The following is a 15,846-nucleotide window of genomic DNA, read 5'->3' on the forward strand; positions in this document are numbered from 1 at the left end:
GGTCAGCGGAGGAACTCCTCGAGCACGGGGCCGGCGGTCTGCGAGCCCGAGACGCCCGTCGCGACGAACACGGCGACGGCGAGGTCGCCGCGGGTGGCGATCATCCAGGCGTGCGTCGGCAGGTTCCCCGAGGCGTCCGGCTCGCCGTGCTCCGCCGTCCCGGTCTTGGCGCCGACCTCGCCGGGCACGTCCTGGAGGAAGCGCCCCGACCCGGTGGTCACGACCGCCCGCATCAGCCCGCGCAGGGTGCCCGCCTCGGCCCCGGTCAGCGGCACCCAGGGCGGCACCTGCTCCACTTCGTGCTCCGGCAGGAGCACCGGGAGCACCGCCCGGCCGGCCGCGACCGACGCGGCGACGGTAGCCATCGCGAACGGGCTGGCCAAGACGGTGCCTTGACCGATCATGTCGGCGGCGGCGCCGGTCTCGGTCTCCGGTGGCGGCACCTGGCCGAAGTACACCGGGAACCCGAGGTCGTGGTCGGTGCCGAGGCCGAGCGCCTGCGCCGCGGCCGCGAGGTCGCCCTCGGCGAGCCGGTCGACGTTGTCGATGAGCGCCGTGTTGCACGACTGGGCGATCGTCTGGGTGAACGTGATGTCGCCGACCGCGGACGCCGGGTAGTCGTCGTAGTTCTTGAACGACCGCCCGTCCACGACGGTGGTGGCCGGGCACGAGACCACGTCGTCGACGCGCAGCCCGCTGCGCAGCAGCGCGAGCGCGGTCACGACCTTGAAGGTGGAGCCGGGCGCGTACTGCCCGGTCGAGGCTAAGTCTGCGCCGGCCGCCCCTGCGCCGTTGGCGCTGGCCAGGACGGCGCCGTCGGAGGGCCGGATCGCGACGAGGGCCGCGGCCGGGGCGCCGTCGCCCAGCGTGGCGAGGGCGTCCTCGGCCTTCTGCTGCAGGACGGGGTCGAGCGTGGTCGCCAGGTCGGCGCCGTCGGTCGGCGCGACCTCGAAGAGGGTGCGCAGCCGGTCGTCGGCGTCACGCGCCACCACAGCGGTGCCGGCCGTGCCGCGCAGCTGCTCGTCGTAGCGGGCCTGGAGCCCGGACAGGCCCACCTCGTCGCCCGCGACGACCCGGCCCTCGGACTCCTCGACGACCTCGGCGGTGGCGGGCCCCACCCGCCCGAGCAGGGCGGCGGCGAACTCCCGCGTCGGGGCGAGCGGCAGCGTGTCGCGCACCGCGAGCGCCCCGGGGACGTCCCTGAAGGCCGGCAGCACGTCGAGCGCGTCGTCCTCGCGCAGCACGATCGCCTCGACGAAGGCCTCCGGCCCCATCGCCTCCGCGCGCTCGACGTACGAGGCCGGGTCGACGTCGAGGGCGCGGGCGATCCGGCGGGCACTGCGCGCGACCTGCGCTCCTTCCACCTTTGTCTTGTCGAGCCCGTAGCGCAGGACCGGACGCTCGGTCACCAGGACGGCGCCGTCGGCGCCGGTGATGTCGCCGCGCTGCGGGGCGAGGGTGCGCAGCCCGAGGGTGTCGCCGTCGGCGAGGTCGGGGGCCAGCGCGTCCGGGGCCCAGTCGACCCGCCAGCCGGAGCCGTCGGGTGCCAGCGCCACGGTGGTCTGGTACTCCCACGAGACGTCCGTCGTCACGGCCCAGCGCCACGCCAGCGTCGCGGTCGCGGAGCCGGGCCGGTCGTCGCCGGCCTCGACCTCCTCCACCGACGCGACCTCCACCTCGACCGGCACCTCGTCGAGCGGCGCGACCAGCTCGGCGAACGCGCTGCGGTCGGCCTCCTCGGTGAGCGGCACCTCGCCCAGAGAGTGCTCCGACAGCGCGGCGGCGAGGTCGTCGGCGACCACCGACGGCGGCTCCCCGTCCTCGCCGAGGACGGAGCAGGCGGAGGCCGCCAGCACGACTCCAGCCATGCCGACGCTGGTCCCGAGACGGAGTCGTCGCATGCTCCCCATGCTCCCCAACGAGGGTGCGGCCCTCCAAGGGGCCACGCCGCAGGTGCCGGTCGACGTCGTCACGGCTACCGTCGTCCTCATGAGCGACGCGACACCGAGCCCCGTGACCGAGACCCGCACCGAGCACGACTCCATGGGAGACGTCGAGGTGCCTCGCGACGCCCTGTGGCGGGCGCAGACGCAGCGCGCGATCGAGAACTTCCCGATCAGCGGCCTGACGCTGCAGCCGCGCCACATCCAGGCGCTGGCCCACGTGAAGGCGGCCGCCGCCACCGCCAACGCGGCGCTCGGGGTGGTCAGCCACGAGCGGGCCGCGGCGATCGTGGACGCCGCGGACGCCATCGCCGCGGGCATGCACGACGGCGAGTTCCCCATCGACGTCTTCCAGACCGGCTCGGGCACCAGCTCGAACATGAACGCCAACGAGGTCATCGCGACCCTCGCCGCCCGCGCCGGGGTGGAGGTCCACCCCAACGACCACGTCAACGCCTCGCAGAGCAGCAACGACACCTTCCCCACGAGCATCCACGTCGCCGCGACGCTCGCCGTCGTCGACGACCTCCTGCCGGCCCTCGACCGGCTGGCGACGGCGTTCGAGGGCAAGGCCGAGGAGTTCGCGAGCACCGTGAAGTCCGGTCGCACCCACCTCATGGACGCCACGCCCGTCACGCTCGGGCAGGAGATGGGGGCGTACGCCGCCACGCTGCGCCTCGGCGTCGAGCGACTCGAGTCGGTCCTCCCCCGGGTCCGCGAGCTCCCGCTCGGCGGCACCGCCGTCGGCACCGGGATCAACACCCCGGCCGCCTTCGCCGAGCGGGCGATCGCCGCCCTCTCGGAGCGGACCGGCCAGCCGTTCACCGAGGCGCGCAACCACTTCGAGGCCCAGGGCACCCGCGACTCGCTCGTCGAGCTCTCCGGGGTGCTGCGCACCATCGCCGTCGGTCTCACCAAGATCTGCAACGACCTGCGCTGGATGTCGTCCGGCCCGACCACCGGGCTGGCGGAGATCCACCTGCCCGACCTGCAGCCGGGGTCGAGCATCATGCCGGGCAAGGTCAACCCGGTGCTGCCCGAGGCCACGCTGATGGTCTGCGCGCGCGTCGTCGGCAACGACGCGACCATCGCGTGGGCCGGCGCGGCGGGCAACTTCGAGCTCAACGTGATGATGCCCGTGATGGCGCAGGCGCTGCTCGAGTCGATCCACGTGCTGTCCACCTCGAGCGTGGTGCTCGCCGAGCGCTGCGTGGACGGCATCACCGCCGACGCCGACCGGATGCGCCGCTACGCCGAGTCCTCCCCGTCGGTGGTCACCCCGCTCAACGCCCACATCGGGTACGAGGCGGCCGCCAAGGTCGCGAAGCAGGCGCTCGCCGAGGGGGCGACGATCCGCGAGACCGTCATCGCGATGGGGTTCGTCGAGCGCGGCGAGCTCACCGAGGAGCAGCTCGACGCGGCGCTCGACGTGGACTCGATGACGGGGCGCTGACCGGCACCCGCCTGCGGACCCGGGTCCGGCGACGGATCCGGACGCCGATCGTCCGGTGACCGGCGTACGGTCGCGGCATGGGCACTGGGACGACGTACGACGTGCGGCCGCTGACGGTCGACACCTGGCCGGCCTTCGACGCGCTCGTGCAGCGGCACAACGGGATCTTCGGCGGCTGCTGGTGCATCTGGTTCCACCCCGATGGTCCCGAGCGTGGGCAGGGAGCCGAGGCCAACCGCGCCCTGAAGCGCTCCTACGTGGAGCGGGGAGAGGCCCACGCCGCGTTGGTCCTCGACGGCGACGAGGCCGTCGCCTGGGCGCAGTACGGCACCCCGGTGGAGCTGCCCACCATCCACCACCGCAAGCAGTACGACGCGGAGAAGGTGCGCGACCCCGACTGGCGGATCACCTGCGTGTTCGTCGACAGGCGCCACCGTCGACGTGGGCTCACCGAGGTGGCCATCCGCGGCGCGCTCGAGCTCATCGCGCAGGCCGGTGGCGGCGTGGTCGAGGCCTACCCCCACGACCTGACCCACCAGACGAAGAAGATGTCGTCGTCGTTCCTCTACAACGGCACCCGCCAGCTCTACGAGCGGCTCGGCTTCACCTACGACCGGCCCAAGGGGCTGAAGAACTGCGTGATGGTCACCGAGGTGCCGGCGGCCGGTTGAGCGGGGACGTGTGACCGGCCGTTCAGAGGTCCACGTCTTGGCCAGTGCGCGTCATCGGCGACGCGCACTGGTCAAGGTGACGCGCAACCGCGACCTCGGCTCGAACTGCCGGATCTGCCGATGAGCGGACGTCGGCGTCAGTCATCAGGTCGTGACAACCTTCTGGTCCGCGGCCTAGTCATACTGGTTCGTCAACGATCAAAGGGAAATCATGAGGACCGTCAGTCTGACCGCCGTCGCGCTTCTAGGCGCGGCGCTGCTCGCGCCAGTGGGCACGGCCGCCGCAGCGGGCGAGACATGTCAGGGGCAGGCGGCGACCATCGTCGGGACGCCCGGGGGCGAGATCACCGGAACGGAGGGCGCGGACGTCATCGTCACGAACGACGCGATACGTGTCGATGCGCTCGGCGGCGATGACCTCGTGTGCGCGACCGGCGAGCGCAGCAGCTACGACTCCGCCACCGGCACCTCCACTTTCGTCCCCGCCATCCTCGGCGCGGGGGCCGACACGTTCATCCCCTCCGAGCGCAGCGGATACACGATCTACGCGGGCACCGTCGACGGCACCGACACCGAGGCCGACGTCATCCGCCTCAGCTGGACCGCCGGCCTCGTCATCTCCGGCATGCCAGGCCAGCCGAACGCGGACATCATCGACCCCGGCGGCAGCGGCGACGTCAGGTGGAGCGGCATCCAGACCGCCCCGGGCGCGGTGTCCGCGGACACGGGCGGCATCGGCATCTTGAGCGTTCGATCCGCTCACGGCGACGTCACCATGGACGCCAGCGGCACGGTGACGGGGGTCGACACGAAACTCACCTGGACGGGCCGGTTCGCCCGGCTCGGTTTCACTACGTCGGCCAAGTACGGACGGTTCACGTTCCGCGGAACCGACCGCATTGAGCACATCAAGGTCAACGCGCCGACGACGTATGACCGCGACATCGGGCTCGGCAGCGGCAACGACCTCTACGAGTCGAACAGCCTGGGCGGAAAGGCGACGCGGATCAAGGGCGACATCGGGCGCAACACACTGCTGCTCGACCTCAAGAGCCACGACCGGGTGCGCGCCGACCTGAGCCGTTCCCGAGTGACGGCCACCAAGGCGGGCGTCACGGACTCGATCCGCGTCAGCGACTTCAATGGCCTCATCGTGGCCGCGAAGCGCGCCGTCGTCATCGGCACCGACCGCACGGACCTCATCAGGGTCGCCGCGTGCCGGACGACGCTCAAGGGAAAGAAGGGCGGGGACGAACTCTACGTTGACTACAAGCTCAAAAGTTATCCCGCAGATTCTTTGACCCCGCCTCGGTGCTCCGCCTACGAGGCCACGATCGACGGCGGCCCTGGCAACGACTACATCACCGGGAACTACGGCGATGACCGCCTCATCGGCGGCCCTGGCGACGACACCGTGTGGGGCAAGAAGGGGCGCGACGTGTGCCAGGGCGAGGCGATTCGGGGATGTGAGAAGCGCATCTGACCCAGCGATAGCGCGTCTCGTGTGCCCCGCAGCGGGTTAGGTAGCTGCCGGGCCGTACCCCTCCCCGGGACGGCCCGGCGTCCCGTCCGCGGTCTGACCGCGCAGAGCAAGCAGCGACCTCGATGGGAAGCGGAGGACGGCTTCTCCAAAGCGTCCGCTCATGCCGCGATGAGCTCGGGCGGATCGCGACCGATCTGAGCGAGCGTTGCCGCTCGACAAGCGGTAGATGCGGCTGCTGCCAAGGCGCGAGGCGAGGCATGGGGGCGCGACCCTGCGGGAGAGCCGGGAAGTGTTGACGGAATGTCAGGGGCTCGAGCACGAGCTCCTCGGGCGGTGTCATCGTGGCAGTGGGTTCGGGCCGGTCGCTGTGACCACTCGCTGGGGCACCCAGTCGTCGACGTGCTGGAATCCGTCGAGCCGGCCGCCTTGGTGCTCGATCCCGGTACGCAGCGAGTACCGATAGAACTTCACATGGGTGAAGTCCTCGAAGAGGACATAGACCGGGTCGACCGTCTCGCTCTGGAACTGCTGGCCGGTGAGGGCCGAGCGATGCTCGCGGGCGAACGCGTCGAAGCCATCGCCGACGACGACTCCGAGGTGTTCGAGACCCATCTTGTACACGCGTTGGTGTACTGGGGGGATGAGCTCGATGTCCCGCACCACCTTCCCGTCGAGGACCTCGAGCGGCCCCGTGAGCGCGAGGAAGGAGATCGGCCGGCCGTTCCAGACGTTCTCGGCGTTCGCGCTCGCGTGGCGCTCCAGCAGCGTCCGGACATGGACGTACTGATCCCACTCGGGCACACGGAAGGCGAGGTGGCTGAGCGGGTACGGGGCGACGTCGATGTCCCGAGCCAGGAGGCGGTCGCGCTGCTGCGCGGCGAACGCCCGATAGTCGCCGATGATGTCTGCGATCGGGTCGGTCATGTCGACTCCTTCTCCGCCGGTGCCCTTCAACCGCCGTGATCGAGTCCGCCCAGCATGACGCACGAGGCGGCGACCTCGCATCCGCCGCCCTTACAGTCATCGGCAGATCCGCGCGATCCACGCGGCGAGGCGTGGGCTTGGGAGCCCGGACGGGACGCCGGGCCGCCCTGGGGAAGGGGACGGCCCGGCTCCCACCTGACCCACTGCAGGGCACGCGAGACGCGCTCGACGCGCAGTCAGATGCGCTTCTCGCAGTTCCGGACCCTCTCGCCCTGGCACACGTCGCGCCCGGCCCACCCCCCGCTCACGCTGTCCTTGCCCGGGCCGCCGATGAGACGGTCGTCGCCGATGCCGCTCCCAGCGAGGCCGTCGTTGCCAGGGCCGCCGTAGATCGTGGACGTGTAGTTGGCGCACCGCGGCGTGACCCACGAGCCGAGGCCGCTGTACTTAGAGTCGACGTAGAGGTAGTCCCGGCCCTTCTTGCCGTTGACCGACGTCCGGCACGCGATGACGCCGATCTCGTTCGCGCGGTCGGTGCCGATGACGTCGGCGCGCTTCGCGGTCACGATGAGGTCATCAAAGCCGCGCACGCGGATCGCATCCGTGACGCCCGCCTTGGTGGCCGTCACCCGGGAACGGCTCAGGTCGGCGCGCACCCGGCTTTGGCTGCCGAGCTCGAGCAGCAGTTGGTTGCGCCCGCCGTCGCCCTTGATCCGCGTCGACTTCCCTCCCAGGCTGTTCGACTCATAGGAGTCCTTCCCGCCGCCGAGCGCGATGTCGCGGTCGAACGTCATCGGCGCGTCGACCTTGACGCGCTCGGTGCCACCGGTGCCGCGGAACGTGAACCGCCCACGCTCGGCCGACGTGGTGAACACCAACCTGTCGAACCGGCCCGTCCAGGTGAGCGCCGTGTCCGCGCCGATCACGGTGCCGCTGGCGTCCATGGTGACATCGCCGTTGGCGGATCGAACGCCCAAGATGCCGCCCGTGCCCACGGACACCGCGCCTGGCGCCGTCTGGATGCCGCTCCAACTGACTTCGCCGGAGGCGAGGTCGATGATGTCGGCGTTCGGCTGGCCGGCCATGCCGGATCTGACGAGGCTGTAACCGCTGGAGCGGATGACGTCGGCCCCGGTGTCGGTGCTGTCAGGCGCGACCACGTTGTCGGGGCCGTCATTGGTGCCCGCGTAGATCACGTGCTGTCCGCCGCGGGGGTCGATGAACGTGTCGGCCCCCGCCCCGAGGATGGCGAAGACGCTCCTGCCGAACGTGGGGTCCTCGCCGGTCGCGCACACCCTGTCATCGCCGCCGAGCGCGTCAACACGCATCGCGCCGTTCGTGACGATGACGTCCGCGCCCTCCGTTCCGGTGATCTGACCCCCGGGCGTCCCGACGATGGTCGCCGCCTGCCCCTGACATGTCTCGGCCGCTGCGGTGGCCGTGCCCACCGGCGCGAGCAACGCTGCGGACAGCAACGCGGTGGCGGTCAGACTGACGTTCCTCATGGTTCCCCTTGACGTCGACGAACCCATATGACGAGGCGTCGGCCAGAAAGGTTGTCAGTACCAGTTGTTGGCCTGCTTGAAGCTCCACGCGCTGCAGGGGCTGCCGTAGGTGTCGCGGATGTACTCCAGGCCCCAGCGGATCTGCGACTCGGCCGAGGTCATGTAGTCCGCCGGGAGGTCGTGCAGCTGGGTCAGCGCCTGCGGGATGCCGTACGCCGACGAGGTCGGGTTGTCCGCGTCGACGCGCCAGTCGGACTCGCTGACGTACAGCGAGTCGAGGCAGGAGAACTGGTCGGACGAGAAGCCGTAGAGCGGCAGCAGCGCGCGGGCGATGTCGCGGGGGTCGCCCTCGGACAGCCGCTCCGACCGGGTCACCGCCGACCCGCCCGACATCTCGAGCGCAGTCGCCTTGACGGCGTCGGTGCGCCGCGCCGAGCGGGACGCGACCTGGCGGCCGGCGCGCCGCTCGAGCCCGGTCGCGCTCGTGGCGCCCTGCTGCGAGGACCGGTCGGTGCCCTCCGTCGCCGCACCGGGGCCGACCTCGCCGCTCGTCCCGGACGCGGCTGTCGCCACGTCGGCCGAGGCGGTGGACATCACGTCGGGGTCGCTCCCGAGGACGCCTCCGGTGACGCTCACACCTGTCACGGCGGCCGCCAGGCCGGTGAGGGCGACACCCGTGCGCAGGGCTCGGCGACGGGCACGGACCGCCTTGTGCTTGCCGGGGGCGCGGTGCTTCGGGACGTACTGGGGCTTCGACACAGTGCTCGCGAGGGGGTCGGGGGCGGGGGTGGGCGCGCCGTGCGTGCACGGGCGCGCGACCGCGGAGGTCCACGGCCGGGCTGGACGGGCGAGGAAGGGCCCGGGTCCTGCCGGCGACCGAGGTCACGAAACGGTCACGAGCCACCATGCCCGAGCCGACCGGGGCCTGCAAACCGAACGCGACGATTGCCGCCATCCCTTTCGTCACATCGGCCTCATCAGTCCCGTTGGCTCCGCACACCCCAGCACGCCGAGACATGGTGCCGAGGATCACCGCAGTGACTCGGGAGTCCCTTCCCGGTGCGACGGCACGTCGCACCGCCGCTGCAGTGCAGCAGGACCCGGCGCCTCAGAGCGTGACGTCCTCCAGCATCTCGGTCACCAGGGCCGCGATCGGCGAGCGCTCCGAACGGGTCAGCGTGACGTGGGCGAAGAGCGGGTGGCCCTTGAGCTTCTCGACGACGGCGACGATGCCGTCGTGCCGGCCGACCCGGAGGTTGTCGCGCTGGGCGACGTCGTGGGTGAGCACCACCTTGGAGTTCGCGCCGATGCGGGACAGCACCGTGAGCAGCACGTTGCGCTCCAGCGACTGGGCCTCGTCGACGATCACGAAGGCATCGTGCAGCGAGCGTCCGCGGATGTGGGTCAGCGGCAGCACCTCGAGCATGCCGCGGTCCATCACCTCGTCGACGACGTCGCGGGAGACCAGGGCACCGAGGGTGTCGAAGACGGCCTGCGCCCAGGGCGACATCTTCTCGTTCTCCGAGCCGGGCAGGTAGCCGAGCTCCTGGCCGCCGACGGCGAAGAGCGGGCGGAACACCACGACCTTCTTGTGCTGTCGGCGCTCCATGACGGCCTCGAGGCCGGCGCACAGCGCCATGGCGGACTTGCCGGTGCCGGCGCGGCCCCCGAGCGAGACGATGCCGACCTCGGGGTCGAGCAGCATCTCCAGCGCCACCCGCTGCTCGGCCGATCGGCCGTGGATGCCGAAGGCGTCACGGTCGCCGCGGACCAGGTGGACCCGCTTGTCCGCGCCCACGCGACCCAGGGCGGTGCCGCGGTCGGAGAGCAGCACGAGTCCGTTGTGGCAGGGCAGGTCGCGGGCGTCGGCGAGGTCGATGACGCCGTCCTCGTAGAGCTCGTCGAGGTCGGTGGCCGGCACCTCCAGCTCCGTCATCCCGGTGTAGCCGGTGTCGGAGCTGCTGACCGCCTCGGCGCGGTACTCCTCCGCGTCGAGGCCGACGGCCGAGGCCTTGATCCGCAGCGGCAGGTCCTTGCTGACGAGGGTGACGGCGAACCCCTCGTCGGCGAGGTTGCGGGCCACGGCGAGGATGCGGGTGTCGTTGTCGCCGAGGCGGAAGCCCGACGGCAGCGACTCGGCGTCGGTGTGGTTGAGCTCGACGCGGAGGGTGCCGCCATCCGTGCCCACGGCGACCGGCTCGTCGAGACGGCCGTGGACGACCCGCAGCTCGTCGAGCGCGCGCAGCGCCGAGCGCGCGAAGAAGCCGAGCTCCGGATGGTTGCGCTTGCCCTCGAGCTCGGTGATCACCACGACGGGGAGCACGACCTCGTGCTCGGCGAAGCGCTTGATCGCGCCGGGGTCGGCGAGGAGGACGCTGGTGTCGAGGACGTACGTCCTGCGACCCGCGTCGGGCTCGGCGGTGCCGGCGGGAGTGACGGAGGCGGAGCTGGGCGATGAGGTCTTGCTGGCCACGACTAACCCCTAGCTGCGGGTCGGCGCGCGCACTCCTCGCCCGGCCCGATGTCATTCAACGGACCGGAGAGCTCCCATCTGAGTGCCCAAGGTGTGCCTCCCGGTTCGGCTGGCTTCCCCACCGGCCGATGTCGCGAACGTACGCCCGTCCGAGGCACGTGCACCCGCGACACGCCCGAACGCGAGGTGACGAGGAGGTGACGTCCTGCGCGACCGATCCCGGGGCGCGGGGTCAGCCGCCGAAGCGGCGCTCGCGCGCGGCGTACGCCCGGATCGCGCGCAGGAAGTCCACGCGCCGGAAGTCGGGCCAGAGCGCCTCGCAGAAGTAGAACTCCGAGTTGGCCGACTGCCACAGCAGGAAGCCGCCGAGACGCTGCTCCCCCGACGTGCGGATCACCAGGTCGGGGTCGGGCTGGCCCTTGGTGTAGAGATGCTCGGCGATGTGCTCGACGTCGATGAGGTCGGCGAGCTCCTCCAGCGAGGTGCCCTTCCCGGCGTGGTCGGCGAGCAGCGCGCGCACCGCGTCGGCGATCTCGCGCCGCCCGCCGTAGCCGACGGCCACGTTGACCAGCAGGCCGTCGATGTCGCGGGTCGCCTCGGCCGCCGCCTTGAGCCGCTCGGCGGTCTCGGTGGGCAGCAGGTCGAGCGCGCCGACGGGGTGGATGCGCCAGCGACCGGCCTCGGCCAGGGACTCGACGGCGCCCTCGATGATCTTCAGCAGCCCGGTGAGCTGCTCGGGCGGGCGGTTCGTGAGGTTGTCGCTGGACAGCAGCCACAGCGTGACGACCTCGACCCCGACCTCCTCGCACCAGCCGAGCAGGGGGCGGATGTTGTCGGCGCCGGCCTGGTAGCCGCCGGCGGTGTCGAGGCCGACGGCCTTGGCCCAGCGCCGGTTGCCATCGAGCATCACGCCGACGTGCTGCGGGATGCGGTCGTGCGGCAGGAACTTCACGACCCGTGACTCGTAGGCCGGGTAGAGCACCCGTCGCACCGCGTCCTTGAGCCTCACCACCCGGCGATCGTAACGCCGTGCGAGCCGAGCGCTCGCCCGAACGGGGGGCGGGGCGTGCGGGCGTCACCTGCCGTTGGCTATTTTCGGACCATGGAGACCAGGGCATGACCTCTCGCGACCGCGTCGAGGACGCCGTCGAGCGTGCCGGGGGCCTGATGGCCGACAAGATGGCCGACAAGATGGCCGAGGTGAAGCCCAGGCTGCGCGGCTGGCTGCACGCCGGCACCGCACCGGTCGCCGCCGTCGCGGGCGTCGTGCTCGTCGCCCTCTCCCCGACCGCCTCCACGCGCATCGGCTCGACCGCCTTCGCCCTCTCCGCCCTGCTCGTCTTCACCGTGTCCGCCATCTACCACCGCGGCACCTGGTCGCCGCGCACGTGGGCGTTCCTCCGGCGCTTCGACCACGCCAACATCTTCGTGCTCATCGCCGGCACCTACACGCCGTACGCCCTGCTCTTCCTGGAGGGCACGGCACGCACGACGCTGCTCGTGGTGGTGTGGGGGGCGGCCGTCGCCGGGGTGGTGTTCCGCGTCTTCTGGACCGACGCACCGCGCTGGCTCTACACGCCGATGTACCTCGCGCTCGGCTGGGCCGCGGTGTTCTTCATCCCGCACTTCATGGAGGGCGCCGACCGCTTCAGCACGGGCATCGCCATCGCCACGCTGGTGCTCGTCGCGGTGGGGGGCGTGCTCTACACCGTCGGCGGCGTGATCTACGGCCTCAAGCGTCCCAACCCCTCACCCCTGTGGTTCGGCTTCCACGAGGTGTTCCACTCCCTCACCGTGCTGGCGTTCGCCGCCCACTACGTCGGCGTCTCGCTGGCGACCTACTCGCTGCGCTGAGCCCGCTCAGCCGAGGCTCAGCCGCGCGAAGCCGGCGAGCGCTCCCGCGACGACCACGGCGGCCAGGGACCAGGCGAGCCCGGGCGAGCGGCGCGCCAGCGCCTCGAGCGCCAGGTAGGCCGCGGCGACGACCGCCAGCCCGAGGGTGACGTGCAGCAGCACGGCGAGCGCCACGCCCGCGATCGCGCCCGCCATCCGCAGCCGCCCCCACAGCAGGCTGAGCGCCAGGGGCACCACGACGGCCCCGCAGAGCCCGCCGAGCAGCTCGGCCCACCAGGGCCGGTCCCCCATCCACGGCAGCTGCGCCGCAGCGGCCCACGACCGGTCGACGAGGTCGCTCGTCGCGCTGTAGCCGAGGTAGACGATCGACGCGATGGTCGCGGCGGCCGCCACGCGGTAGGACCAGTGCCTGGCCCGCGACCACGGCACCGCACGCCCGACGAAGATCGTCGCGACCGTGACCGCGGTCCACACGATCCAGCGCCGGACCACCCCGGTGCCGGTGTCGGCCATGGCGTCGCGGAAGACGCGGTCCGCCTCGACCCGGTCGACGTCGTGGCCGTCGGTGGAGACGTACGCCGGCGGGTCGTGGCGACCGGCCACGAGCGCGTCGTGCAGGAGTGCCGCGGGCAGGTGGGCACCGGTCTTGGGCACCAGCCAGGTGAAGAGCGCCGGCACCGAGGTCAGGTCGGTGCGGAAGTCGGCGCGCGACGGGACGAGCAGCTCGCCCAGGTGGCGGTCGAGGTAGGCCAGACGCCGCGCCAGCGCGAACGTCTCGACGCCCTCCTCCGAGTGCCGCTCGAGCACGATGCGCGGGTCGGCGCCCGGGTCGGGCGGCTCACCGGGACCGTCGGACGTCGCGAGCGTGCCGCCGTCGTAGAAACGGCGGGGCTCCTGCACCACCCGTCTCCGGGCCACCGTCGTGACCGCCCGGCCGCGCTCCCGAGTCCGCATGCGCCCAGTCTGGCGACGCGGACCGACAGACGTCCCTACGGCACGCTGGGTGACGGCTCGCCGTCGCCGCTCACCAGGTCGAGCAGCGGCCGCAGGTCCTCGACGACCTCGACCGCGCCGGCCGCCTCGAGCTGGTCGGCGGGGTGCGTCGTCGCGACGCCCACCACCCGGCGTACGCCGGCGCCGAGCGCCGCCCGCACGCCCGCGGGTGAGTCCTCGGCCGCCACCGCGGCCGCCGGGTCGACGCCGAGCCGCTCGCAGGCGAGGGCGTAGCCGGCCGGGTGCGGCTTGCCGTCGGCCACGTCGCGGGCGGTGACCACGAGGTCGACGCTCTCGAGGGTGAGCGACATGGCCTCCAGCGAGCGCTCGACCCACGGAGGACCGGCGGACGTGACGATCGCCAGCGGTACGCCGGCGGCGCGGGCGCCCACCAGCAGGTCGTGGGCGCCGGCCACGGGCGTCGGCGGGTCGTCGGGGATGAAGGGGATCACCTCGCGCGCGAGCTCGAGGGGGTCGAGGCCCGACCAGGGGCCCGGCTCGACGGCGAAGACGTCCTCGGCGCGCCGACCGGTGAAGATCGCGAGGTCGGGGAGCTCCCAGCCGCGGTGGGCGAACCACGCCTCGTAGGCCGCCCGGTGCAGCGGCTCGGAGTCGACGAGCGTGCCGTCGAGGTCGAGCAGGAAGGCCGAGACGTCCGGCTGGCGACCCGTCATGGAGTCGCGAACAGCAGGTCGCCCGCGGCCACCTGCTCGCCCAGGGCGTCGCTGGCGACCGACCCCTTCTCGGCGTCCATCAGCACGACGGGCACCACGGGCGACACGTCGAGGCCGGCGGCCGTCGAGGGGAGGGTGGACGGGTCCCACGTGATCATCGGGTCGCCCGCGGCGACCTCGCTCCCCTGGGTGGCGAGCACCTCGAAGCCCTCGCCGTCGAGGCGGACGGTGTTGATGCCGAGGTGCACCAGCACCCCGACGCCTTCGCCCAGGACGACGAACGCGTGCGGGAGGACCTTGAGGACCGTGCCGGCGATCGGCGCGACGACGGTCGTGGGTCCCGGGTCGGGGTCGATGGCGACCCCGGGGCCGACCATCCCCTCGGCGAAGACCGGGTCGGGCACGTCGGTCATCGCCATGACGCGACCCGGGCAGGGGGCGAGCACCTCGAGCGAGGTCACATCAGGTCCTCGATGTCGTCGGCCAGGTTGTCGGCCTCGGGGCCGACGACGACCTGCACGACCGTGCCGCTCGCCATCACGCCGTGGGCGCCGGCGGCCTTGAGGGCGGCCTGGTCCACGAGGGACCCGTCCTTGACCTCGGTGCGGAGCCGGGTGATGCACGCCTCGATCTCGACGACGTTGTCGGCGCCGCCGAGGCCGGCGAGGATCTGCGCTGCCTTGCTGCTCATGTCGGTGACCTTTCAGTGGGCGTCAGCGGGCGGTGTCGGTCTGGGTGACCTTGTTGAGCCCGCGGGGGTTGTCGGGGTCGAGGGCCAGGCGTCGGGCCATCTGCTCGATCATCATCTGCGACGGGACGATGGACGCAAGCGGCTCGACCGTCTCGGGCAGGTCGGGACCGGCGATGTGGAGGTCGCACAGGCCGGCGAACGTCGTCGTGCCGCCGATGCCCAGCACCCGCGCCCCGCGGCCCTGCAGGTCGCGGACGAGGTCGGCCATCGGCTCGGCGAGAGGGCCGTGCGCGGAGCCGACGAGCACCGCGAGCAGGCCCTCGCTCACGACCGAGATCGGACCGTGGCGCAGGTCGGCGTAGGAGTATCCGCGCACCGGGCGCAGGCACGTCTCCTCCATCTTCAGCGCGGTCTCCAGCGCGGTGCCGAGCAGGAGGCCGCGCCCGGACACGACGACCCGGTCGGCCCCGGCGAGCGCCTCGGCGGCGGCGGAGACGTCGGCGTCGAGGAGGCCGGCGACGGCGTCCGGCACCCGCTCGAGGTCCCGCGCCAGCGACGGTCGCGCTCCCAGCGCGTCCGCGAGGACGGCGAGCGCCACGAGCTGGGCCAGGTAGGTCTTGGTCGCCGGCACGGCGACCTCCGGACCGGCCTGCGTGACCAGGGCGACGTCCGCGGCCTCGGCGAGCGGCGAGCCCGCCACGTTGGTCACCGCGACCGTGGCGGCGCCGCACTCCCGCGCCCACTCCTGGGTCTCCACGATCTCCGCGGTGGCCCCCGACTGGGACACCGACACGACCACCGTGTCGGACAGGTCGAGCCGCGCGCGGTAGTGGGTGGCGACGCTCGGCGCGGCGAGCGCGGCGGGGACACCGGCCGCGACCTCGAGCAGGTAGCGGCCGTAGATCGCGGCGTTGTCGCTCGACCCCCGCGCGACCAGCAGCACGCGGCGCCGCCCCCCGGCGAGCTCGCGCAGGCGCGGCTGCTCGGGCACGAGGTGCTCGATCGTGCGCCGCGCCGCGGCCGGCTGCTCGGCGATCTCCGACGCCATCCGGGTGGGGCTGCCGGCGGCGGTGCGGTCCGGGTCGGTCATGAGGTCGTCCTTGACAAGGTCGAGGGGCGGGAGCCATGCTCCCCACTGGTACGTACCAGACCGTACCAATGGATCCCGCAGACGTCGAGAGG

General features: G+C 72.3%; 15 protein-coding genes. 4 read left to right on the plus strand and 11 right to left on the minus strand.

Annotation, left to right across the window (positions count from 1 at the left end; genetic code table 11):
- Positions 1-2 precede the first annotated feature (2 nt).
- Positions 3-1,901, minus strand: coding sequence for a penicillin-binding transpeptidase domain-containing protein (locus J3P38_RS04285; protein ID WP_210502763.1), 1,899 nt, complete (start codon positions 1,899-1,901; stop codon positions 3-5).
- Positions 1,902-1,989: 88 nt separating this feature from the next.
- Between J3P38_RS04285 and J3P38_RS04290 the strand changes: the two genes are divergently transcribed.
- From J3P38_RS04290 to J3P38_RS18270, 3 genes are all read left to right on the plus strand, one after another.
- Complete coding sequence (locus J3P38_RS04290) at positions 1,990-3,396, plus strand: class II fumarate hydratase (RefSeq protein WP_210503613.1); 1,407 nt, start codon at positions 1,990-1,992, stop codon at positions 3,394-3,396.
- A 77-nt stretch (positions 3,397-3,473) separates the two neighbouring features.
- Complete coding sequence (locus J3P38_RS04295; protein ID WP_210502764.1) at positions 3,474-4,067, plus strand: GNAT family N-acetyltransferase; 594 nt, start codon at positions 3,474-3,476, stop codon at positions 4,065-4,067.
- A gap of 268 nt (positions 4,068-4,335) precedes the next feature.
- Positions 4,336-5,550: a hypothetical protein gene (locus tag J3P38_RS18270; protein ID WP_210502765.1), complete on the plus strand. Its 1,215-nt coding sequence runs from the start codon at positions 4,336-4,338 to the stop codon at positions 5,548-5,550.
- A gap of 336 nt (positions 5,551-5,886) precedes the next feature.
- On the opposite strand, the gene J3P38_RS04305 is transcribed toward J3P38_RS18270, so the two are convergent.
- The 5 genes from J3P38_RS04305 to J3P38_RS04325 form a co-directional block, all read right to left on the minus strand.
- The gene (locus tag J3P38_RS04305; RefSeq protein WP_210502766.1) at positions 5,887-6,474 is read right to left on the minus strand and encodes a VOC family protein; all 588 of its coding nucleotides are present in this window, start codon (positions 6,472-6,474) and stop codon (positions 5,887-5,889) included.
- A gap of 236 nt (positions 6,475-6,710) precedes the next feature.
- Positions 6,711-8,006, minus strand: coding sequence for a hypothetical protein (locus tag J3P38_RS04310; RefSeq protein ID WP_210502767.1), 1,296 nt, complete (start codon positions 8,004-8,006; stop codon positions 6,711-6,713).
- A 27-nt stretch (positions 8,007-8,033) separates the two neighbouring features.
- On the minus strand, positions 8,034-8,738 hold the full coding sequence (locus J3P38_RS04315) for an aggregation-promoting factor C-terminal-like domain-containing protein (RefSeq protein ID WP_210502768.1): 705 nt from the start codon (positions 8,736-8,738) through the stop codon (positions 8,034-8,036).
- A gap of 349 nt (positions 8,739-9,087) precedes the next feature.
- Entirely contained in the window at positions 9,088-10,452 is a 1,365-nt protein-coding gene (locus tag J3P38_RS04320) for a PhoH family protein (RefSeq protein WP_210502769.1), read from the minus strand.
- A gap of 232 nt (positions 10,453-10,684) precedes the next feature.
- Positions 10,685-11,464, minus strand: coding sequence for an isoprenyl transferase (locus tag J3P38_RS04325; protein ID WP_210438625.1), 780 nt, complete (start codon positions 11,462-11,464; stop codon positions 10,685-10,687).
- A 104-nt stretch (positions 11,465-11,568) separates the two neighbouring features.
- Here J3P38_RS04325 and trhA point away from each other — a divergent pair, with 104 nt between their 5' ends.
- Positions 11,569-12,306 (plus strand): PAQR family membrane homeostasis protein TrhA, encoded by a 738-nt coding sequence (gene trhA, locus J3P38_RS04330; protein WP_210502770.1) that lies wholly within the window; start codon positions 11,569-11,571, stop codon positions 12,304-12,306.
- 6 nt (positions 12,307-12,312) lie between these two features.
- Here the strand turns inward: trhA and J3P38_RS04335 are convergent, their stop codons facing one another.
- Genes J3P38_RS04335 through J3P38_RS04355 form a run of 5 tightly spaced genes read right to left on the minus strand, consistent with a single transcriptional unit; the run spans position 12,313 to position 15,754 of the window.
- A complete protein-coding gene (locus J3P38_RS04335) occupies positions 12,313-13,260 on the minus strand; it encodes a DUF1353 domain-containing protein (RefSeq protein WP_210502771.1) in 948 nt (315 codons plus the stop codon).
- Positions 13,261-13,295: 35 nt separating this feature from the next.
- Positions 13,296-13,973, minus strand: coding sequence for an HAD family hydrolase (locus tag J3P38_RS04340; protein WP_210502772.1), 678 nt, complete (start codon positions 13,971-13,973; stop codon positions 13,296-13,298).
- Positions 13,970-14,434, minus strand: coding sequence for a PTS sugar transporter subunit IIA (locus J3P38_RS04345; protein ID WP_307807704.1), 465 nt, complete (start codon positions 14,432-14,434; stop codon positions 13,970-13,972). Before J3P38_RS04345 ends, J3P38_RS04340 begins: the two co-directional genes overlap by 4 nt.
- Positions 14,431-14,664: a glucose PTS transporter subunit EIIB gene (locus J3P38_RS04350; protein ID WP_210438629.1), complete on the minus strand. Its 234-nt coding sequence runs from the start codon at positions 14,662-14,664 to the stop codon at positions 14,431-14,433. Before J3P38_RS04350 ends, J3P38_RS04345 begins: the two co-directional genes overlap by 4 nt.
- A gap of 22 nt (positions 14,665-14,686) precedes the next feature.
- Entirely contained in the window at positions 14,687-15,754 is a 1,068-nt protein-coding gene (locus tag J3P38_RS04355) for an SIS domain-containing protein (RefSeq protein WP_246855623.1), read from the minus strand.
- Between the last annotated feature and the right edge of the window lie 92 nt (positions 15,755-15,846).

Origin of the sequence: Nocardioides xinjiangensis (assembly GCF_017916455.1) — a bacterium.
Lineage (GTDB): Bacteria > Actinomycetota > Actinomycetes > Propionibacteriales > Nocardioidaceae > Nocardioides > Nocardioides xinjiangensis.

Coding starts and splice junctions, on each gene's coding strand:
- J3P38_RS04285 (WP_210502763.1), bottom strand. CDS start 1,901: ATGCGACGACTCCGTCTCGGGACCAGCGTCGGCATGGCTGGAGTCGTG.
- J3P38_RS04290 (WP_210503613.1), top strand. CDS start 1,990: ATGAGCGACGCGACACCGAGCCCCGTGACCGAGACCCGCACCGAGCAC.
- J3P38_RS04295 (WP_210502764.1), top strand. CDS start 3,474: ATGGGCACTGGGACGACGTACGACGTGCGGCCGCTGACGGTCGACACC.
- J3P38_RS04305 (WP_210502766.1), bottom strand. CDS start 6,474: ATGACCGACCCGATCGCAGACATCATCGGCGACTATCGGGCGTTCGCC.
- J3P38_RS04310 (WP_210502767.1), bottom strand. CDS start 8,006: ATGGGTTCGTCGACGTCAAGGGGAACCATGAGGAACGTCAGTCTGACC.
- trhA (WP_210502770.1), top strand. CDS start 11,569: ATGACCTCTCGCGACCGCGTCGAGGACGCCGTCGAGCGTGCCGGGGGC.
- J3P38_RS04335 (WP_210502771.1), bottom strand. CDS start 13,260: ATGCGGACTCGGGAGCGCGGCCGGGCGGTCACGACGGTGGCCCGGAGA.
- J3P38_RS04340 (WP_210502772.1), bottom strand. CDS start 13,973: ATGACGGGTCGCCAGCCGGACGTCTCGGCCTTCCTGCTCGACCTCGAC.
- J3P38_RS04350 (WP_210438629.1), bottom strand. CDS start 14,664: ATGAGCAGCAAGGCAGCGCAGATCCTCGCCGGCCTCGGCGGCGCCGAC.
- J3P38_RS04355 (WP_246855623.1), bottom strand. CDS start 15,754: ATGACCGACCCGGACCGCACCGCCGCCGGCAGCCCCACCCGGATGGCG.